Below are 20,757 nucleotides of genomic sequence, written 5' to 3' on the forward strand. Positions count from 1 at the left end.
GGAGCATGAGGGCATGTCTCTCTACGACGCGACCCTGGCGCGCACTCCCGGGCTCGTGTCGCGCCGATCCGCACCCCGCACCGCCGTCGCCGTGGGCGTGCTGGTGCTCTGCGTGATCGGGATCGCGTGCGCAGCGGCGAATTACCCGGAGCTGGCCGAGTACGCGCGTCGCAGCGCGGAGGAGTCGTCTCGGCCGCGCTATCGGGCGATGCGGGGGCTGGGTGTGCTGCCCGCGGCGATCGTCGTGCTCGCGACGACCTTCGGCGTCTTCGCGGTCGCGGCGCTGCTCGGGTCGGCGACGCGGGTGTGGGTGCGCGCGGAGACGGGCACGCCCCTGCGGCGGCGCTTCACCGGGTACCACGCGCTCACCCCCGCCGCGTTCGACCGGCTGCACGCGGCCTTCGCCTCGGGTGACTCGGCGCGGTACACGCCGCTGCCCGAGCAGACCCGCGGCGGCGACGGCGTGGTGCTCATCTGGACGGCCGACGCGGATCGCGAGGCGTACGTCGGCATGACCTGGGGACGCCGCGTCAGGTCGACCCGCAACGCCCCGCTCATCCGCCTCACGGGCGAAGGGTTCGATGCCCTCGAACGGGCGCTGCGCGACCGCCTCACCACTCCGCAGGGTGCGGCTGCCTCCGCTCCCCCGCGCACGGCGCCGTCGTCCGAGTGACTCCGGTGACACGGCTGCGGATCCCGAATTGACATCGTTACTTTGCATTGCAAGGATGTAGGCAATACCGATTTACCCACCGGCGACGCTCGCGCGCCCGCACTGCGAAGGAAGCTGCGCATGAATCTCGACGTCCCCTCCCTCAGCGGCACCGTATGGCTGCTCATCGGCATCGTGCTCGCCCTGCAGACGCTGCTGCTCGTCATCGGCTTCGTCGTGCTCGTGCGCACGCCGACCGAGCGCGTGCAGTTCGGCCGCAAGTGGCCGTGGGTGCTCATCATGCTGTGCCTCAACATGATCGGGCCCATTCTGTTCCTCGTGGCCGGCCGCCGCCCCGCACCCGTCGCCGACGCCCCCGTGGCCGCCTCGTCGCACGTCGCGAGCACCGTCGCGAGCTTGTACGGCGGGCGGCCGGGGTCGTCGCCGGCGGCGTCGGCTGCGCCCGGGGCGACCGAGGCTTCTGGCGCGACCGAGGCTTCCGGCGCGACCGGCGCTTCCGGCCCGAGCGACGAGGCGCAGCGATGACGGGCGCCGCGAGTGCCGTCGCGGGTGCCCCCGCGCTCGAGACGCGCGCGCTCACGAAGCGGTACGGCGGGCGGCTCGCCCTCGACGGGGTGAACCTGCACGTCGAGCGGGGGTCGGTGTTCGGCTTTCTCGGCGCCAATGGGGCTGGGAAGACGACGGCGATCCGGATCCTGCTCGCCCTGGCCCGCGCCAGCAGCGGCACCGCCCGGCTGCTCGGCCACGCGCCCGGCAGCGCAGAGGTGCGCCCGCTCATCGGCTACTGCCCCGACGTGCCCGGGTTTCCGTCGTGGATGACCGGGCGCGAGGTGCTCGAGCAAGCCGCGACGCTGTTCCAGCTGCCGAAGAGCACGACCCGGCGCCGCGTACCCGAGCTGCTCGACCTCACCGGCCTCGCCGACACCCGCGCCCGCGTCGGCGGATACTCGCGCGGCATGCGCCAGCGACTCGGGCTCGCGCAGGCCCTCATCAACAGCCCGCAGCTGCTCGTGCTCGACGAGCCGACCTCCGCGCTCGATCCGATGGGGCGGCGCGCGGTGCTCGAACTGCTCACCGAACTCAAGGGACAGACCACCGTGTTCTTCTCCACCCACTTGCTGCCCGATGTCGAGCGCGTGTGCGACGACGTCGCGATCCTCAGCGACGGCCGCGTTGCCGCCGAGGGCCCGTTGCGCGAGGTGCGCGCGCGGTTCGGCGGATCGCGCGGCCGGCTCATCGTCGAGACCGACCAGACCGAGCGGCTTCGGGAGGCGCTGCTCGCCCCGTCTGGAGTGGGCGCCGGATCGGGCTTCGCGCTCGACGTGGCCGAGGAGGCCCCCGGATCGCGCGCCCTCGTGGTCACCGTCGACGACGTGGAGGACGGCGCCGCCCGCATCGCCGCTCTGGTCGGCTCGCTCGGCGCTCGCCTCTTCCGCCTCGAACCGCGCGAGGCGAGCCTGGAAGACGTGTTCGTCGACCTCGTGGAGGGCGCCCGATGAACGCCCTGCTGCCGCTCCTGCGCCTGCGCACCCGCGAGATCGTACGCACCTGGCGCATCTGGGTGCTGCCCGTCGTGCTCGTCTTCTTCGCCGCGAGCGGGCCGGTGATCACGCGGTACACGAACGAGCTGCTCGCGGGAGCGCTCGGCGGCGAGGTCGGGGCGCTCGCGCTGCCGGATCCGACTGCCGCCGACGCCGCCGCGCAGTGGGTCTCCGATCTGTCGCAGCTCGTCGTGTTCGTGGTGGTGATCATGGCCGCGGGCGCGATCAACGGCGAGGTGCGCTCGGGCGTCGCGTCGCTGCTGCTCGTGAAGCCCGCATCGCGCGCGGCGTACGTGGTGAGCCATGCTGTCGTGCACGTGGGGTTTGTTGCTGCGGCTGCGTTTCTTGGGGCGTTGGTGTGTTGGGGCGTGACCTCGGTGGTGTTCGGGGGTGATGGTGGCGGTTCTGGTGGCGCTGGCAGCGGTTCTGGTGGTTCTGGCAGTGCCGCTGCTGCCGCCGGTGACGCCGCTGGCGGTCTCGGGCCGTTGCTCGGTGCGACGGCGCTGTGGGTGGTGCTCGCCACGCTGCTGATCGCGGTGTCGCTGCTCGCCTCGGCCGCGTTCGACGCAATGGCTGCGGCCGCGGGCGTCGGCGTCGGCGCGTTCTTCCTGCTCGCCGTCGCCGGCGCGGCCCCTCGCCTCGCCGAGTTCACACCCGCGGGCCTGCTCCCGGCGGCCGTGGCCCTGGCGTCGGGTACTCCCCCGGAGGGTGCCGCGCTGTGGTGGCCTGTCGGGACCGGGGCTGGGGCCAGCGTCGTGCTGGTTGCGGTGGCCGTCGCCGTGTTTCGGCGGCGGGAGTTGCGGTGATGGACACAGTCGGCCGCCCAGGGTTAGGCCAGCGCTCGCCTACCATCGATCATTCCGGTCGCGTTGCGCCTTCTACGTACGTACAGAATTCGACTCGCCGAGCACCTGAATGGCTTGATAGGCTGGCATCGATGCCGGGTGACATGAAAGAGTCCCTCGGTGATGCGTCAGAAGCGGTCGACTTGAACCAAGAAGTACTGAGGCGATCGCGGACCGTTCAATACTTGGCGAATCATCCAAGGCACGGAATGAGTGAAGGATACTCACCTACAGAAAAAGTCCCGGAAGCCCTTGAGTTTCCGGGATCTCTCGTTCGGGGTGTTCTCCTCCTGTGCAAAAGAAATAGGACTGGGGTGGAGGCTGCTTGCCGAGGCGAGAAACTCCCCAAAGACCGCAAGAACTCAACACTCTCCACGATCCTTCACTCGCATCACGGAAGAGAGGCTGCGCCTCATTATTGCCGATTACGAGGCCGGGCTGTCCGCATACGAGTTGGCGGGTAAATACCGGCACAACCGCGGCACCATAATGAAGCATCTCCCTGGGACAGGCGTTCGGTCACGAGTAGTGGTGCCCACTGCCGACGAGATCTTCCGCTGGAGAGAGCTGTGGGCCGAAGGGCTTGGCTTCAAGACAATAGCGAATCGGGTAGGGGTGAAATCACAAGACGATTCGGAAATACACCTTAGAGAATTAGGGATACTCCAGCTCCTCCCGATGCTCTCAGGACAGGATCTTGCACTTATTCCGCCGTTTCTCAAACGCTTCTTCCCCGCCATCCAAGATTTCACATATATGTTCGCGAACGCCAAATCTTTCTAGAGCGGTAGCGCTCGATTCGTAGGGTCGTTTCGTGTGCTCAAGTGCGCCCGTGAAGTCGTGAGACTCCAACCTGGTCGGGCTGACAGGATTTGAACCTGCGACCCCTTGAGCCAGCGACGTGATCTACGTCACGCACGCTCAATAGCCTTATATGCCATACAGGAGTAGGGATCGTGGGCGATCGCGGTTCCCGACAGTTCCCGCTGATTCCAGTGACATCCTGCGTCTAGCGGTGACATCTGCGGTGACATTTTCCGGGTCGCTGAGCGAGCCGTTGCGTGCTGGAGCGAGGGGCTTGGAGAAGGTGCGTCCAGCACGGAGAGTCCTGACCATCTCGCGCCCGGCGCGACCGGACGGATCCTGATATTCGATCCTCAGTCGGCTCGGTTTCAGTACCGAGATGGGGCGCATCACAAGGGGCCGTGTCGTGCGTGGCGACCCGTGGCCGAGGTAGCCCGCCTGCCTACACTTGAAGGACGGGCCCAACGGCCGAACGACAACTCAAAACGGGCGGTGAGCACTTTGAATGCAGCACATCGGCAGGATCTGTCTCCTTGAATACTTGATCACGGAGAGAGACGCGTCTTCGATCAGTCCTTCTGAGAGGATCGCCCTATGAGTCTGACGACTGAGTTGCGCAACGCGTCGTCGCCCGTTCGCGCCTACCTCGATGGGGTCTCCCCTGTGTTGGCGGCCTCCCGCGGCACGAGCAATAAAGCGCGCGAGATGGCTGCTGAGCTGGGTCTAGTCGACCTGGCGGGGAAGACCCTGCTTGTGCCGGCGAGCGAGCCGGTTGATGGCAGGCTGTCAGGCACGGGGTTCGACATCCGCGCCAGGATCGCGCTGGGCGGCTTCGACCCTGCGAAGTCGACCTCGGCTCAAGGCGTTGCCCGGCTCAGCGATTTTGTGCCGCTGGTGGAGAACGGCGAGCACCGAGCACGCGTCCTGACAGAAGCCTTCATGATCGGCGAAGCGCTGTTGAGCTCGCCGAGCGATTCGTCTGATCTCACGCGCGCGTCGATCTTGCTGGCCTATTGCGAGCAGGTCTACCGGGGCGGAGTCGCTGCGCTATCCGGATCACTGGGCGATGCGTGCGATGCGGTGACGGGCGGAGCGGAGCTGGCAGACGCGATCTCCGACGCTGCCATCGAAGACGTCGACGCTCTCCTGTCTGCGAGTGAGGCGCAGCTCGATGAGTGGCGCGAACGTATCGCCGCCGAGAGCCGGTTCCGCCCCAATCCTGGTTTCAGCGGGGCCATGCTGCTGGGCGGCGCGGACGGCGACTGGATGATCGATGGCACGCTCATGGATTGCAAGGTGTACACAAAACTGAGCGTGGCCACGCTCCGCGACTTCCTGCGCCAGTTACTCGGGTACGTGATGCTCGATCTGGACGACGCCCTGGGCATCCGGGAGGTCGGTGTGTGGCTGCCTCGACAGCAGGTACTCAAGATATGGACGCTCGAGCAGCTGCTGGGAGGAGACCCAGAAGCCCTCTTGCCGAGGCTTCGTGAGGGCTTCGTCGGCGCGACCGCACGCAACCAGATCGCCGTGCACGTGCCGGTGTCAGAGCGCCGCAAGCTGCAGCTCCTTGCCGACAACCGGCACACCCCGCACGCCATGCTCATGGCGCTCGCGGCGGGCGACGACATCGATCTACGGTTCCGCGTCGGACGCAACGCCTCGTCGCCGACGGACATCGTGAAGCAGCTCGCGACAGACCATTACGCCCGCGTGCGCGAAGGCGTCGCCAGGAACACGGGAGCGCCAGCCGAGGTGTTGCGAAGCCTCGCCGGGGACAGCAGCGTGATGGTGCGCCGCGCAGTGGCCGCGAACCCGTCGTCAGGCACCGCATCGGCGCAACAACAGACGCAGATCGCAAGGCGCACCGATGGTGCGGCTCCGGACGAATCCGGCAAGGGTGAGATCGTTCAGCTTGACGAGCGCCAAGCGTACGAGGTCGATACGCGCCGCGTCGAGATCAACCAGGACCGCGATCCCGAGGCAACTCCGGGGGTCGCGCTCGGCTCGATTCTGTTGGCGATGCTGCACGGGGCCAGCGATCGAGCTCTCGACAGCTGCTTGCCGGAGGCCAGCCGTATCTGGTCCTGGAAGTCCGTCAGATCCCTCCGCCTCCCAACGGAGGCATCACAGGACCTCCCTATCGAGGTCATCGCGGACCTGATGTCGGACCAGCGGACGGCTTACGTGCGCCGGATCGCGGCGAGGATGCTTCCCATCGCGGACACCGCCGTCCGCCGGGCGCTCTTCGCGGACGAGGACCCCGGAATCCGTTGGGACGCGCTCGAGCGATCGATAAACAATCCCGACCCGCAGCTCGGCGAAGTCCTCACCGAGCTCGCGGGCTCTCGTGAAGCACGGATCAAGTTCGCCACGGGAGGGCTCGAGCCGCACGAGCGCTGGCAGACGCCGACCGAGTACAGCGACCAGGTCGCGCGGCTCATCGCGCGTCACCCGGCGACGCCGAGCGAGGCATTGGCAGGCCTGGTCGCCGAGAAGTCGCCCGAAGTGCTGATCGCCCTGGCAGGCAATCCCTCGCTTAGCGAGGGGTCGCTGAAGTCGCTGACGAAAAGGATGGCGAGCATGCGGGCCGAGGCCGCGCGCGAGCTGTTCGCCGAATCCGATCGGACACCGGTCGTGGTTCTCGAAGGGCTGTCGACGGATAGGAGGAGCTATCTCCGCGCCGCGGTGGCGGCCAATCGCTCTGCGCCGCTCCACGTCTTGTCACGGCTGGCGCAGGACAGTTTGGCCGATGTCCGACTGGCGGTCATGGCGAACCCCCTGGTCCCCAGCGAGCTTGCTGCTTCCATCGCGGAGGAGCTCCTAGCCTCTTCGGAGAACCTCGATCTACACTCGGTGGTCCTCGAGGTGGAGCAAAGACCGGATCTGGCTGTGCCTGATGGCCTGATGGAGGCTGCGCTCGCCCGCTTGTCGAAGAGTAGAGTCCGCGACCCCGATCTCCGGTACTACGCGGCGATGCACCAGAGAACCGGTATCAGCACTCTGGAACGCCTCGCCAAAAGCAAAGACGCAGACGTGAGGATGGCGGTCTCCGAGAACCCTCGCACCCCGCAGAGCGTCTTGGAAGCACTGGCTCTCGACGCAGACGCGGAAGTGCGCCGAGCGGTCGCGTGCAACGACCGCCTGCCGCAGGATCTGCTGAACGCTCTGCTGCTCGACGACGACGTTGACGTCCGCATCGCGGCCTACCGGGAGCCCGACCCGGAGGAACAGACCGACGACGAACCCGCACTGTCGACGGAGGTGAGCGTCGCCGCCCGACCTACGGTTCCGACCGTCGCCGAACTGCAGGAAATGGCCGCGAACACCAGGGCCGAGGTGCGCATCCGCGTCGCCTACAGCGAGCACGCGACGCCGGACATGTTGGCGTTTCTTGGAGGCGAGCGGCGCAGCGCGAAAGTCCGGCGGGCTGTTGCCGCACACCCGAAGACGCCACCGGAGATTCTCAGATCGTTGGCAGCCCGAGACGATCCGGACACGCTCATGTCCGTAGCGTTCAATCCAGGCGCACCGATTGACGTGATGGCCGACCTCGCCGGCCGAAGTGCCGAACTAGCGGTGCTGGTGGCGCTGAACCCGGACGCTCCGCTCGAGGTGCTCGATGCGTTGGCGAACGACTCGGACTTGTTCGTTAAGTTCGTCGCAGAGGCGCGGATCGAGGAGCGCCCGCGGGGAATCGAAGCGGAGCCCCGGTTCACGGGCTTGAGGCCGGGGCTGTGCAATGAGCAATGAGCGATGAGCATCAGTACTGGTCCGCTGCCCGCTGAATCAGTGCCGGCTGACGGCGCTTACCGGCATCAACGTCGGTGGCCACCATTAACATGTAGGTGTGTGCTTGGCATGAGCGGAACATGCCATCAAGACCCCGGCCGCCCTACCAAAGGACACATCTGTGGACGACATCACTGCGCTCGAAGATCTTCCTGTTGAGCAGCTGATCGAGATGATCAGGGAGAAGACCGGCGCGGGCGTCAACCTCTCTTTCCCGGGCAAGGTGCTCGCCCGGCAACTCGGCCGCCGCGTACGCCCACGTAACCAGCGCCCGATCAAGAAGTACAGCGCCGGTGACGAGCATGGCCGCGCGAGGAACCTGCTCATCGAGGGCGACAACCTCCAGGCGCTCGCCTCGCTGTACCGCGAACGAGGCCACGTGGACCTGATCCTCACGGATCCGCCGTACAACACGGGCGGCGACTTCCGTTACAACGACAAGTGGGACGCGGACCCGAACGACCCCGACATGGGCGAATTCGTGGGCAGCGACGACCCCGCGAAGCACACCAAGTGGATGAAGTTCATGTATCCGCGCCTCCAGATGATGCGGTCCATGCTGAAGCCGTCTGGCGTTCTCGCGATCTGCATCGACCATCGCGAGCTCTTCCACCTAGGCCAGATGCTCGATGAGCTCTTCGGCGAGGAGAACCGCCTCGCGATCATCAACTGGCAGAAGTCGTACTCGCCGCGATCCGACAAGTCCCACGTCAGCACGGCAACTGAGTACGTCCTCGTCTACGCCCGCAACGAGGCACGTGCGAAGACAGCGCTGCTATCACGTGACGAAGAGATGGATGCTCGATACCAAGCTCGTGACGGAGACCGCAAAGTCTGGAAGTCGGGTGACCTCTCTGCTGGCAAGGCAGACAAGAACCAACCGATGGTCTATGCGATTCAGTCGCCCTTCACCGGGGAGCTTCACTATCCACCGGAGGGCCGTTGTTGGTCTCTGGCACGCGCTCAGGTCAAGCGCGCGCTCGAGGGGTGGGGTACCCACTACGTCGAGCGCGACCTGAGCGACGAGGCCGAGCGGGCACGCGTCGCAGGTGTTTCGGCGTCTTCCGTGCAGCGGGGAGTCAAGGCCCTGATGCTCGCCGATCCCATAGATGTGGCTGCCGCCCGCGCGAAGGAGAAACTCGCGACAGGCCCGTGGCCGATCGTCTACTTCGGCATCGCGGGGAAGGGCCGCCCGCAGCACAAGCGTTATCTGGAGAACGTGAAGCGCGGCGTCGTGCCGATGACGTACTGGGCTGATGACGATCACGAGTTCCCTGAGGCTCTGGGGTCAATCTCGTGGGAGCACGCAGAGTCGGGGCACAGTCAGACGGGCGTCGACGAGCTCAGCGCAGTCGTCGGACGCGATCACGGTTTCCGAACGGTCAAGCCTCTCCGCTTGATCCAGAAGATCATCCAGATCTGGTGCCCGCCTACCGGAACTGTGCTCGATCCGTTTGCCGGTTCCGGGACAACGGGGCATGCGGTGCTCGGACTCAATGAGTTGTCGGGGAGCGATAGGCGATTCATCCTCGTCGAGCAGGGTCGGCCGGAGCGTGGCGACTCGTACGCCCGAGCGCTGACCGCCGTCCGTCTGACACGCGTGATCTCGGGTGACTGGGCCAACGGCAATGGGAAGCCTCTGAGCGGCGGCTACACGTTCAAGGCCCTCGAGAAGAAGGTCGATGCCAAGACGCTCCTACTTATGGAGCGCGACGAGATGGTCGACACGGTTATCGCTTCCCACTCAAGTACCGGCTCTCGTCGAGCGGCGGTGCTCATCCCGGTCGAGCGCGACGCCGAACCGTATGCCTACCTCGTCGCCAAAAACGCCAGCAACGAGGGCATCTTCCTCGTCTGGGCTGGGCCCGACTCGAGCCCCGATCTCACGGAAGACGTGTACGAGGCCATCACGGAGGAAGCGGACGCAGCTGGGCTGGCCGACAACTACCACGTATACAGTCGGCGCAATCTCTTCGTCACGGATGACGTGATCTGGTATCAGATTCCCGACCGCATCCTGTCTGACTTCGGCCTGGATGTCCGCACCGAGTCGTTCACAGAGGAGGCCTGATCATGGCGCTCGAACTCTTCCAGTTCCAGCGAGGGGCGGCCTCATTGATGGCCGACCGGTTCATCGAATATAACTCTGACCCGGTCGTCATGGGCCGCCGCGACAGCCGGCACGAAGTGCCGTTCTATCAGGCGCTCTCATCGATCACCGGTTCGGGCAAGACCGCCATTCTGGCGCAGGCCGTGAGTGAGATCGTGGCGCTCGCGGAGATCCCGCCGGTGATCCTGTGGCTTTCCAAGGGCAAGGTCGTCGTCGAGCAGAGTTACGCGAACCTGCAGGAAGGCGGGAAGTACAGCCATCTGCTCCCCGACATCGCCGTGCGCCTGCTCAGTGAGTACGACCCAGAGGACGCGGCGCAGGCGCGGGAGGGGCTTCTGTACTTCGCCACGGTCGGGACGTTCAACCAGAAGGACCGCGAAGACAGCAAGCTCAAGATCTACAAGAACGACATCGACGGTATCGAGACCACCCGCTGGGAAGCGCTCAAGGTCCGTGAGACGTCGGACGGCCACCAGCGGCCCCTAATCGTGGTCTACGACGAGGCGCAGAACCTGAGCGACCAGCAGACGACGCTACTGCTCGAACAGCAGCCGAGCGTATTCTTGCTGGCCAGCGCGACGCTGCGTTTCCCTGCGCAGTTCGACGCCGAGGTTATCCAGCCGTTGCGCACGCAGGCCGGCTACACGGACGACGGGCTCGTGACTTCGGTGAAGTCGTCAACCGTCGTGGGGTCGGGCCTAGTCAAGGGCATTATCAAGCTCGACGGTCTCAACGCGCCGATGGAAGAGACCGTCTCCGACATGCTCGTGGATCTGCGTGACGCGGAGTCGGCGGCGAAGGCCGAGGGACTGGGCTTCCTGCCGAAGGCGATCTACGTCTGCAATACGAACGTGCTCGCCGACGACGCGAGCCGGACGGACGACCCGAAGCAGCCGTTCGACCAGCGGCAGGCCCCGCCGATCGAGATCTGGCGCTATCTCACCGAGCAGTGCGGCGTTCCAGCCGACGAGATCGCGGTTTACGCCAATCTCAAGACAGATAAAGATTTCCCGCTGCCCGCAGACTTTGTGCTCTTCGGCGGCGGCGAGAGCGACTACGACGACTTCGTGGCCGGTGACTATCGGCACATCATCTTCAACAAGACGCTCCAGGAGGGCTGGGACGACCCCTCGGTCTACTTCGCCTACGTCGACAAAACGATGGAGTCGACGATCGACATCACGCAGGTCGTCGGGCGCGTGCTGCGCCAGCCCGGCGCGACGCACTACGAGGCGGATCGGCTAAACACGGCGCACTTCTACGTGCGTGTCGACCGCAACGACGTGTTCAAGAGCATCGTCGACGAGGTGCGCAAGGGGCTCGGCGGCGACGCGCCAGAGGTGAGGATCCTTACCTCGCCGCCGGGATCCGAACCGCCGGTGAGCATCGAGCCGAAGGAATCGAGGACGGTCCCGCGCACCGGAGTCGACAACGCGGCAACTGTGGATCCCGTCAAAAAGGTGCTCGAGAAGGTCAACGACTACTCGCAGGACACCGTGAACACGCGCGGCACGGGCCGCCGGCGCACGGTGACGCAGGCCATTGGCGGAGGCGATGCTGCCGACTCCGAGTGGGTCGACTTCGAGCAGTCGAACCGCGTCAACGCACGGTGGGTTTTCCAGCGCGAGGTGTCGCGGCGCTACAAGCCCGCGCTGACCATCATGGACACGGACGGCAAGAAGTTCGATGCCAAGGTCGGTGTCGGCTCCCGCGCCTACGCGAGCATCACCGACGACGCCGCGGACGCCGTCGACGAGTACCTGCGCCACGCGGTGCTGAAGCAAGCCAGGCCCAAGCCCTACGAGGTCGGCAGCACACTCGTGCGCCGCGGATCCATGGAGACGTTCCGCAACGCTCTTCACGAGGGCTACGACGGCCTCAACCCGCTCGAGCTGCAGTTCGCCCGCGCGCTCGACGACACGGGTCTCACGTGGGCGCGGAACCGCTCGCAAACTGGCTACCGCATCCAGCTCGTCTCGCTCGGCCAGACCGCCTGGTTCTTTCCGGATTTCCTGCTTTGGTCTAGGGAAAGGGTACTCTGCGTCGATACGAAGGGCGGGTACTTGGTAGAGGGCGATGGCCGGCGGAAGCTGCTGTCGATCCAGCCGCACAAGGACGTCTCCACGACCGTCGAGGTCAAGTTCGTGGTCGAGGGCACATGGAAGGCCGACGGCACGCCCGACGGCAAGGACGGGTTCTCCGTACTCGAACTCGGCAGCGGTCGTGACCTGCGGACGCTGCCCTACGAGGACCTCGAGTCGCTTGTGAAGTCGTTCCTCCCGGTCGACGCCAAATAGCCGGGAGATCGGGAGGAAGAGTCCGGCCAACCCCGCGCGTCGGGGCCGGCCAGGCTGGCAGCTCAGGCATTGTCGCCCTGGTTCCTAGCTTGCTGCGTTGACCGTCATCGCGAGGATGAACGCCGGCACGCAAAGAGCTGGAGTAGTCAGCTAGGACAGCCATGTCATTGACCCTCGCGACAGCACGCCGTCGAGGTCGCGAGGGTGCTCATTGATTGATCGATTCTCGATGTCAGGTCACTTCATCAGAAACACCCCCATGGCGACGCAGTAGCCCGTTGTGAGAATCAATCCGTGGTCGTAACCGTGGAGCACGTAATGCGCTGCGGCTAACGGAGCGAAGACCTGAAAAGTCGGCCTGATCGCACGGCTACACCATGCGGCGAGTTCCGCGTTCTCAATCCGAATCACTCCCTGAAGCGCCAAACAGACCATTATCGCGTGAACGGCTCCAGCGAGCGTTGCCATCACGGCGACTACTAGGCTAAAAGTCACTTGGTTCTCCTCTCGGTCAGCATGTGTGAGCGCCCTTGATGGCGCGGTTGCCGAAATCGTTGACAAGCGGCAGCGCTCCCGCGACCCCCTGAACGGCCTGATGGGACGCACGGATGGTGGAGTCCCCGGAGGTGGCAAGCTTCCAGGACGTGGCGAGAGGCTTCGTGAATGAGACTGCCCCCAGGCCAATGCCAAGCACACTTCCTCCGCAGTCGGGCGTCGGTATCTGGTCTGATCGACACGTTCGTGCCGCGGTGTACGCGCTCGTAACTACGCCCGCAACGGTGGTGACGGTGACGGCGAGCGCCAACGCACCAACTATCGGAGCCCCGATCGGAGTGAACGCGAGGATGGTCGCTCCAAGCCCGATCACTCCTGCTACGGATCCGATACCTCCCGTGAGGTTGTCGGTGTCTTCCCAACCCCAGCTGAACAATCCGAGCGGATCAGTCATCTGCAGCGGATTCCCGTCGGCGTAGCCGTAGGGATCGAGTGTCATGCTGACGAGCGGGTCCACGCTGATGAACTGGCCGACGGCCGGGTCCAGGTACCTGTAGCGCAGGTAGACCAGACCCGAGTCGTCATGCTGTTCGGAGGCGAAGCCGATCGAGCTCACGTTGGCTCCCGCGGTGAGCGTGCGCTCGCCGAACACGGTGTAGCTGTACTCCCCCACCGAGGAGAGCTGGTCGTCGAGCACGCTGTGCACGGAGCCGAGGGCGTCGGTGACGGCCTGCTGGGTATCAGCCTCGCTGTTGCTGTTCAACGGTGCCTGTGCGAGAAGAGATCCATTGGGAGCCCAGAGGTACTTCGTCTCGCCGTCGCTGAGCAGCTTCAGGTCCTGGCCGTAGTTTTGCACGGCGGATCCGACCTTCGTGCGGATGCCATCAGCGCCGTAGGAGAACGTTGTGTCGTCGAGCTTGGTCAGCTGGTTCAGGCCGTTCCAGGCGTAACTGGTCTCGGTGCTACCGTCGACGCTCTTGGTGCGGTTGCCCTGAGCGTCGTACTGGTACGAGGTGGTGTCCGACCCCTTGGCCGCCTGCGAGAGACGGCCAGTCGCCGCGTCGTAGGCGAGGTCGCGGACGCCGGTGCTGGTCAAGAGCCTGCCGTCCCACGCGAGCGGGTCCTGGTCGACCGAGGCGAGAGCACCGTTGTCGTTCCATGCGAAAGCGCGCTCGTTCGCGTCGACGGAGTCGCCGCTCATCAGACCCGATGTCTCGTACTCATAGCCGAAGCTCTTGAGCGGATCGCCAGCGGCGTCGTTCCAGTCTTTGGAGGTCAGGCGGGAGCCATCGAAGACCGTGTCGAAGCCCAGCCCGGTGCTCGAGGACATCGAGGCGAGCTGGCCTCCCGGAGCGTATCCGAAGTCGTAGGTCGTCCCGTCCAGGAGGTGATCCCAGTCGCGCGACCCGCGAGGTCCGTCTCGTGGAGCACCTCGGTGCCGTCCGAGTACACAGTTTTCGAGATGTTGCCGGCGAGGTCGTACTCGTAGGAGACGTCGCAGCCCTGACCCCTGCGGGATTTCAGCTGCCCGAATCCGTTGTAGGCGTAGGAGACCTCCTTGTGATTCTGGGATTCCATGGCGATTCGCCCGGCTTCGTCGTACTCGACCTCGGTGGTGGTGGACCACTTGTCATCTGGGTCGAGGCTCGTGAAGCCCGCGCTCTCTCGCTTGATCGCGTGCCCGTTCGGGAACCTGCTGTTCGTGATGACGGTCCCGACGTCGCGCCAGCCGATCTCGGTCTCGAGAGTGGTCTTCGCGCCATCGGGTGCTGTCGTGGTGACTGCGCTGCCGTCGTAGGAATACGTGGTGGTCAAACCTTGGGGGTCCTTCCACGAGGCGCGCAGCCCGGTGTCGAGGTCGTAGGTGAACTCGTCGGCCGAGCCGTCCGGGCACGTGATCTTCGTCGGCTGGCCGGCGGCGTCGTAGACGACTCTCTTCGTCTTCCCCCGTGGATCGGTGATCGAGGTCGGCAGGTACTTCTCGTCGTACTGGTATGCGGTGGTGCCGGACTGGTCGGTGACTGAAGTGACGTTGCCGTTCAGGTCGTAGGCGTAGGAGGTGGTGAACTTCGAGCGCTCCTCGACGGTGACGCCTGCGAGGTTCCCGCCCGGTGCGACGGTGCTGGCCAGTCGGCCGAGGGAGTCGTAGTCGTTGGTCGTCACAGCACCGACGGGGTCGGTCACCGAGACGAGCCGCCCGGCATCGTCGTGCTCGAGCACCGCCCGGCCGCCGAGCGGGTTCTTGACTGCGACGACGTCGCCCTTCGCGTCTATCTCGAAGGTCGTGACGCGGGGATCTCCGCCGTCGTTCGGGACGACTCTTGTCTGAATGAGGTTCCCGCGGTCGTCGAACGAGTGCTCGGTGCGAGTTCCAGCCGGGTCCACGCTCACAGTCAGCCGGTGCTCGCCGTCGTGCTCGTAGTGCACCGTGCTCTTGGAGTTGGCCTCGGTGGTCTTCGCGCGGTCGCCGTTGATGTACGCGTGGGCGAAGCTCTTCTCGACGCCGTCGATGAGCTTTTCCGTGACGACGTTGCTGCTCGAGTCGTAGGTGCGCGAGAACTGCGCAGTCGGGTCGGACCTGTCCGTGAACGACAGTATCCGTCCGTGCTGGTTGTAGACGTAGGTCTTCTTCACGCTGCCCGAAGCGACGGTATTCGTCTGTTTTCCGTTGGAGAGCGCTCCGTAAGCGAAGTCGAGCACCTCTCCGTTGGGCTGGGTCTGCTGCGAGATGCGCCCTTCGGCGGAGTAGACGTTGGTGGTCACATCGCCTGATTCGTTGGTCATCGTCAGGACGCGGCCGTCGGCATCGCAGGTGTACTCGGAGGCATTGCCGTCGGGGCCGGTGACGCCGGCGAGCCTGCCGCCTGCGTAGCCGTAGGAGACCTTCCGGCCGGTGTGATCCTCGACCGAAGCCAGGAGATCAGCGTCCCAGGAGAAGCTCAGAGAGCGATCGCCTTCGGCGACTGAAGAGACGTGGCCTTCGGAGTCGTGGGCGACGGTGACGGTGTTGCCGTTGTCGTCCTCGATCGAGGCGAGGAGGCCGGCCTCGTCGAAGGCGTAGGCGAGGTCCTCGTCCCAGCGGGAGAACTTTCAGCCGTCGCTGGTCTTGACGAGGTCAGCTCGCAGGTTCGCGGCGAGGCCCGTGTAGCCGGTCGATCCCTTGACGAAGCGCGAGAGGTTGCCCGAGAGCTCGACGACAGTGATGCTGTTGTTCGTCGGGCTCTGCTCGACGCGCATGTCGTAGTTCAGCGCCCAGCCGTCGCCGTGAGCGCCAGTGGTGCCCAGAAGACCGGTGGCGTATCGGCGGGTGGCCTGGAGGCCGATGCGGCCGTCGATCTCGAGGTCGGTGATCTCCTCGTAGAAGTTGCCGTTGTGGGTGTCGACCGGATCGCCGGCGCACAGCTTGTGGCACTGCGCGCTGTCAGTGGGGCCCGCCTGGGTCATCTGGGGATCGACGGCCACGGGCTTGTTGCTCCGGATCTCCTTGAAAGAGACGGCATCGGCCGGAGGCCACTCGGTAACCAAGTCGAGGTCGTAGCCGGCAGGCAGCGCCGCGACGCCGATGGCTTCGAAGGCTTCGGGGAGTGGACCCGTGTACTTGCAGGCGCGATCCGGCTCCTGCGTCTCCTGGCACGGCATCGTCGCAGTGCTCACCTGTTGGAGCACGGGAACTCCGAAGTTCTGGATCTCGAAGGCCGAGAGGCCGCCGTCGGCCTGGTATGTGTTGGCGCGCGTCCACTGGTCGTCGACCTCGAAGTGGATCTCGTCCTGGCCGTTGACGCCCTTGGCGAAGTAGACGTCCTTGATCTCCGGTTTCTGCCACTCGACGTCGAGCGTGGTGGTCTTGTACGCGACGAGCCCTTCGGCGCTCTCGGGGTCCTTCATCTCGGTGCAGCCGACGCCGTTGGCCTCCTTGCCGTAGTAGGTGAGCGTGAGCTCGCCGCCCGGGTAGCTCATCCCGGTCTCGTCGAGGGTCATTCGGAACGCGTTGCTGCCTGCGGCGTCGGTGCCGTCGGGCACTGCCGGGATGTCGGCCCACGAGGATCCGCCGTCGGCGTCGGTGACCAGGACGAAGGCAGCGGGCTGGGACGGGCAGGTCCACTCGTTCGCAGGCAGATCGGAGAAGCTGATTCGGGTGCTGTACTCCAGCTCCTGGGTGCCGCCGGTCTTGAAATGGGCGATCGATCCGTCAGGCGTTGGTATGAGGGCCGCTTCGTTCTCGGGTATTGCGGAGGGCTCGGCAGCGGCTGTGGTTGTTACTGATGAGCTGCCCGCCGGGTTGCTCTACTCGGTCGATGCAGCGGGCGATGGATCTTCAGACCGCGAAACAACCTGAGAATCACTTCTCGAATTCGCGGCCGCCGCAGCAGCTGGTCCGGCTGGGGCGGCGAGGGCCGCGATCGGGGTGAGCTGGGTCGCGAAGACGGTCAGGGCGAGGCCGCTTGCAAGGAGTCCGAGCGGCCGTGTGCTCGATCTTGTTGAAGCCCGGCGCAATTGCGCGCCGGATCTGGTGAGCTGTTTCAACCTGAATCACTCTGTTCAGTTGTAGTTGTGCGCAAGGCTTTCGCCGTGGAACGGCGATGCCTGAGCGCTACTTGGCGGGCAAGCTATGAATTGACTATGCTGCTAACGATTAGATCGCAGCCTGGCATTGGATGTACAGCCGACTCGCTCGGGGCGCAGAGCACTTCTCGATAGGCTCATTGCCAGGCGACCGGACGCCTCGCGGTGTTGGAGGGGTGAGCAGCAATGGCAGTTGAAATGGGCCTGTGGCGCGCGGATGGCGGCCGGCTCAGCCGCGTCGTCCCGACCTCGATCGGACTCGAATCGCAGCTCGAGACGTACATCGAGTCCGACCCCTCGATGCTTGGCGAGACGCTGCTAATCATCGGCCGCCAGGTCCCTACCGCTTTCGGCGGGTTCATCGACCTGCTCGCGCTCGACGAGACCGCTGCTGTTCATGTCATCGAGCTCAAGCGCGACAAGACTCCGCGCGACGTCACGGCCCAGGCGCTGGACTACGGATCCTGGGTCGCGGGGCTCGGCCGCACGCAGATCCAAGCCATCTTCGAGGCGTACAAGCCCGGGGTCGCGCTCGAAGAAGCCTTCGCGGAGTGCTTCAATGAGACCCTCCCCGAGGAGGTCAACAGCACGCAGACGTTCACCATCGTCGCCGCGAGCGTCGACGCAGCCACCGAGCGCATCGTGCGGTTCCTCAACGAGGGCTTCGCCGTGCCGATCAACGTCGTCTTCTTCCGCCACTTCGAAGACAACGGGGCGAAATACCTCGCCCGCACTTGGCTGGTCGAGAACGAGGGCCAGCAGGCTCCCGGCGCTGCGCCCGCCCGGCAGACGAAGACCCGCGAGGCGTGGAACGGCGGCGACTGGTACGTCGCGTTCGGCGAGGACAGCGGCACCCGCCAGTGGGCGGACGGGCAGAAGTACGGCTTCGTCTCGGGCGGCGGCGGCGCGTGGTTCTCCCGGACCCTGAAGAACCTGCCGATCGGCGCGCGCGTCTTCGTGCACATCCCCAAGGCGGGTTACGTCGGAGTCGGGACCGTGATCGGCGAGGCCCGCCGCTTCGATGAGGCGGTGGTCGACGTCGACGGCGTCGAGACCCCGCTGCAGAGCCTCCCGCTCGTCGGCACCTACCGCCACGAGGGCGACGATGAAGACGACAGCGCCGAGTGGGCCGTGCCCGTCGAATGGACCAAGACGGTGCCGCGCGAGCAGGCGGTCTGGAAGAACGGCATGTTCGCGAACCAGAACACCGCGGCGAAGTTGCGCCAGAAGTTCACCATCGAGCAGGTGACCGACGAGTTCGGTCTCGACGACTGACCATCATCGGGCTTCGGAACGCGGAGACGCCGCCGGCGTCATCTGCCAGCTGAATTCGCGGTTCTTGACGTCGTACTTCAACACGTTCAGCCGCCCGGTCTCCTCGACGGCGGCATCGATGTAGTAGTGCGATGCTCCATCGTGGAATACCTCGTGCGAGCCGTCGGCGTGCAGTTCCGAGGTTCGGACGTGGCCTGCGATGATCGTCTTCACGAACGGCCCCCTGCTCGCCGGGTACTTCTCGGTGAGCACGTACTCCGGCGTCGCGGCGCGCCAGAGCTGGCCGGCATCCTCGTCGACGCCGGCATGCACGAAGATCGCGTGATCCGCCTCATGCAGCAGCGGCAGGCCGCGCAGCCAGGCGATCAAGTCGCCGTGGCGATCGACAAGCTCGCGCTTGATCGTCGCGTTGATCTGAGCGCCGGTGGCGCTGGTGGGGATTGGATCGACGAACTGCTCCGTCACGAACGAGTGCACCGTAGCGAAGCCGATGTCCGAGTGCAGCCAGTCGTATTCCGCGTCGTCCGCGTCGAGCCAGTCGAGCAGCCAGCAGTCGTGGTTGCCCAGCAATGCGACGACTCGGTCGCCATGCTCCTGCTGCAGGGCTCGGACTCGTTCGAGCACCTGTCTCGAGCTGGGCCCGCGGTCGACGTAGTCGCCCAGCAGCATCAGCTTCGCACCCGGGTCGCCGTCCAGGTCGACGATCTCGAGTGCGCGCTCCAGTGCGTCGAGGTGCCCATGGATGTCGCTGACCACGTAGACGCTACTGGCGATGACGTCCTCCTGCGAGCCCGTGATGCTCCACGAAGCGGAGCACGTCGTGGAGGTAACACACATAGCCGTAGGCCTCTACGCACGACCTCCGGGGCCCGCCGCTCGGAGCTACGGCACCGAGCCCCTGGCAGACCGCGTGAGCTTTCAGGAGCATGTACTCCTCGAAGGCCGGGTATAGGTCACCGAGCCCCGCTCGCAGCTGCTGTCGGCTGTAGCCGAGCGAGCAGGCCGGATCGACGGACCAGTCAAAGTCAGGGGACGTTATGCTTCCATTCTCTCGCGCGCGGAACAATCTGCCTGAGTAGGCTCTTGGGCATGGAGCACGACCAGGCCACGACGACGCCGGGCCAGGTGCGTCCGCAGGGCGAAGTCGTCGAGCTGCGCGGCGGCGGGATCTGGGAGCTGACGACCACCAGCGGCGAGCGGGTCGTCGTCGACCGGGGCTTCCGCCCCCGAGGCGGCGACATCAGGAACCGCTGGAGGCGCGTCGCTGACGAGCCCTGGCGGAGACTGTTCGGCGTCCGGCCGATCGACGTCGAGATCCCGGAGCCGTACTCAGTCAAGCGTTGGGCGCACGTCGCCATCGGCGCTCGGGTTGAGATCAGCACCGGCTTCAGGGACATCTGGCGCACCGAGGCTCCTCTTGTCGCCGTGCGTGAGCTCGAGGAGCCATAGGCGTGAGCATGGAGTATGAGGAAAAGGGCAGCCTGGACGGCGTGCCGATCCGCGTGCCCGTGGACGACGGCTAACGGACGTGCTCAGTCTGCGGCGGCAACTGCGAGCCGGACCCGGCGTTCGGCTCTCACGAGCACGGTGCGAGAATCGCATTCGTATGCCCTGAACACGGGGTGCAGAGTTTGATCGACCCGTTTGAGCACCTGCGATGATCGGCGAACTGTTCACTATCAACGCGACGAGCAGCGGCCGCGCGGCACTGCCGCTCCCGTGACGGGAGAACGGCGGGACTCCGAGACGCCTTCCCCGCCACAACGCGCCGCCCACCCTTGCTGGGAAGGCTCAGCAGGGCGCGCGGCTAGGCTCAGAGCATGAGTCGGGCACCCGTCATCACGAGCGCCGAGCGCCTCAGCACACCCGCCGCGTTCTAGGCGTGGACCGCTGCCGGAGCGCTCACCCTGGCCGTCGCCTGGTCCTGGTTCGGCATGTCATTGGTCGAGGAGGCTCACGAACAGGGCAAGGCAGAAGCGGCGGGGAGGACCATGGCCGGCTTCGCGGCAACCGTCGGCGGAGTGCCGCTAGTCCTGGCCCACGTCATCGGCCTCGTACTGCTCTCGAGGATCGGATGGCGCGTCTGGCGTGGTGCGGGCCTCGCCTACGCAGCCCTCGCGGTCGCCGCAGCGAGCATCGTCGGCATCGGCGTCGGGCAGCTGCTCTTCGGCGGGAACCTCTTCTACACCGCGCCGGTCTTCGTGCCCTGACGTCTGTTGGAGTGCGAGAGGGTCGTTTCGGTGCACTGATGTCGAAGAAGCCTGAAGCATCCGCGCAGGATCCGTTGGGACAGTGGACGACATAATGACGACGCAGATGAATCCGTTATGGGTTGAGCCGCCGCCGGCGCGTCTTGATCTGA

15 protein-coding genes are annotated in these 20,757 nt (G+C 65.6%); 11 read left to right on the forward strand and 4 right to left on the reverse strand.

Annotated features, from left to right (window positions below; genetic code table 11):
* The first annotated feature begins 13 nt into the window (after nucleotides 1-13).
* The 8 genes from NS354_RS06375 (at nucleotide 14) to NS354_RS06405 (ending at nucleotide 12,062) form a co-directional block, all read left to right on the forward strand.
* Entirely contained in the window at nucleotides 14-673 is a 660-nt protein-coding gene (locus NS354_RS06375; RefSeq protein ID WP_058593739.1) for a hypothetical protein, read from the forward strand.
* A gap of 120 nt (nucleotides 674-793) precedes the next feature.
* The gene (locus tag NS354_RS06380; RefSeq protein WP_058593740.1) at nucleotides 794-1,198 is read left to right on the forward strand and encodes a PLD nuclease N-terminal domain-containing protein; all 405 of its coding nucleotides are present in this window, start codon (nucleotides 794-796) and stop codon (nucleotides 1,196-1,198) included.
* On the forward strand, nucleotides 1,195-2,172 hold the full coding sequence (locus tag NS354_RS06385) for an ABC transporter ATP-binding protein (protein ID WP_058593741.1): 978 nt from the start codon (nucleotides 1,195-1,197) through the stop codon (nucleotides 2,170-2,172). The genes NS354_RS06380 and NS354_RS06385 overlap by 4 nt, the downstream gene beginning before the upstream one ends.
* Nucleotides 2,169-3,020 carry an ABC transporter permease subunit gene (locus NS354_RS06390; protein WP_058593742.1) on the forward strand — a complete coding sequence of 284 codons (852 nt, stop codon included), beginning with the start codon at nucleotides 2,169-2,171 and terminating at the stop codon, nucleotides 3,018-3,020. The genes NS354_RS06385 and NS354_RS06390 overlap by 4 nt, the downstream gene beginning before the upstream one ends.
* Before the next feature lie 252 nt (nucleotides 3,021-3,272).
* Nucleotides 3,273-3,842, forward strand: coding sequence for a hypothetical protein (locus tag NS354_RS13355; protein ID WP_153002127.1), 570 nt, complete (start codon nucleotides 3,273-3,275; stop codon nucleotides 3,840-3,842).
* Between the two features lie 615 nt (nucleotides 3,843-4,457).
* Entirely contained in the window at nucleotides 4,458-7,616 is a 3,159-nt protein-coding gene (locus NS354_RS06395) for a hypothetical protein (RefSeq protein ID WP_058593743.1), read from the forward strand.
* Between the two features lie 160 nt (nucleotides 7,617-7,776).
* Nucleotides 7,777-9,726, forward strand: coding sequence for a site-specific DNA-methyltransferase (locus NS354_RS06400; protein ID WP_058593744.1), 1,950 nt, complete (start codon nucleotides 7,777-7,779; stop codon nucleotides 9,724-9,726).
* A 2-nt stretch (nucleotides 9,727-9,728) separates the two neighbouring features.
* Nucleotides 9,729-12,062 carry a DEAD/DEAH box helicase family protein gene (locus NS354_RS06405; RefSeq protein WP_058593745.1) on the forward strand — a complete coding sequence of 778 codons (2,334 nt, stop codon included), beginning with the start codon at nucleotides 9,729-9,731 and terminating at the stop codon, nucleotides 12,060-12,062.
* A 511-nt stretch (nucleotides 12,063-12,573) separates the two neighbouring features.
* Here NS354_RS06405 and NS354_RS06415 read toward each other — a convergent pair.
* The 3 genes from NS354_RS06415 to NS354_RS06425 form a co-directional block, all read right to left on the reverse strand.
* The gene (locus tag NS354_RS06415; protein ID WP_058593747.1) at nucleotides 12,574-13,887 is read right to left on the reverse strand and encodes an RHS repeat-associated core domain-containing protein; all 1,314 of its coding nucleotides are present in this window, start codon (nucleotides 13,885-13,887) and stop codon (nucleotides 12,574-12,576) included.
* Nucleotides 13,833-15,341, reverse strand: coding sequence for an RHS repeat protein (locus NS354_RS06420; protein WP_082677943.1), 1,509 nt, complete (start codon nucleotides 15,339-15,341; stop codon nucleotides 13,833-13,835). Before NS354_RS06420 ends, NS354_RS06415 begins: the two co-directional genes overlap by 55 nt.
* Before the next feature lie 306 nt (nucleotides 15,342-15,647).
* A complete protein-coding gene (locus NS354_RS06425) occupies nucleotides 15,648-16,535 on the reverse strand; it encodes a DUF6531 domain-containing protein (protein ID WP_153002128.1) in 888 nt (295 codons plus the stop codon).
* Nucleotides 16,536-17,306: 771 nt separating this feature from the next.
* Here NS354_RS06425 and NS354_RS06430 point away from each other — a divergent pair.
* On the forward strand, nucleotides 17,307-18,395 hold the full coding sequence (locus tag NS354_RS06430) for an endonuclease NucS (RefSeq protein ID WP_058593750.1): 1,089 nt from the start codon (nucleotides 17,307-17,309) through the stop codon (nucleotides 18,393-18,395).
* A gap of 3 nt (nucleotides 18,396-18,398) precedes the next feature.
* Here NS354_RS06430 and NS354_RS06435 read toward each other — a convergent pair whose 3' ends face one another.
* Nucleotides 18,399-19,232: a metallophosphoesterase gene (locus tag NS354_RS06435; RefSeq protein ID WP_082677944.1), complete on the reverse strand. Its 834-nt coding sequence runs from the start codon at nucleotides 19,230-19,232 to the stop codon at nucleotides 18,399-18,401.
* A 252-nt stretch (nucleotides 19,233-19,484) separates the two neighbouring features.
* Here NS354_RS06435 and NS354_RS06440 point away from each other — a divergent pair, with 252 nt between their 5' ends.
* Together NS354_RS06440 and NS354_RS06445 are read left to right on the forward strand one after the other, a co-directional pair.
* Nucleotides 19,485-19,844, forward strand: coding sequence for a hypothetical protein (locus NS354_RS06440; protein WP_058593752.1), 360 nt, complete (start codon nucleotides 19,485-19,487; stop codon nucleotides 19,842-19,844).
* A gap of 485 nt (nucleotides 19,845-20,329) precedes the next feature.
* Complete coding sequence (locus NS354_RS06445) at nucleotides 20,330-20,605, forward strand: hypothetical protein (RefSeq protein WP_193750717.1); 276 nt, start codon at nucleotides 20,330-20,332, stop codon at nucleotides 20,603-20,605.
* Nucleotides 20,606-20,757 lie beyond the last annotated feature (152 nt).

This window comes from Leucobacter chromiiresistens (assembly GCF_001477055.1).
Taxonomy (GTDB): domain Bacteria; phylum Actinomycetota; class Actinomycetes; order Actinomycetales; family Microbacteriaceae; genus Leucobacter; species Leucobacter chromiiresistens_A.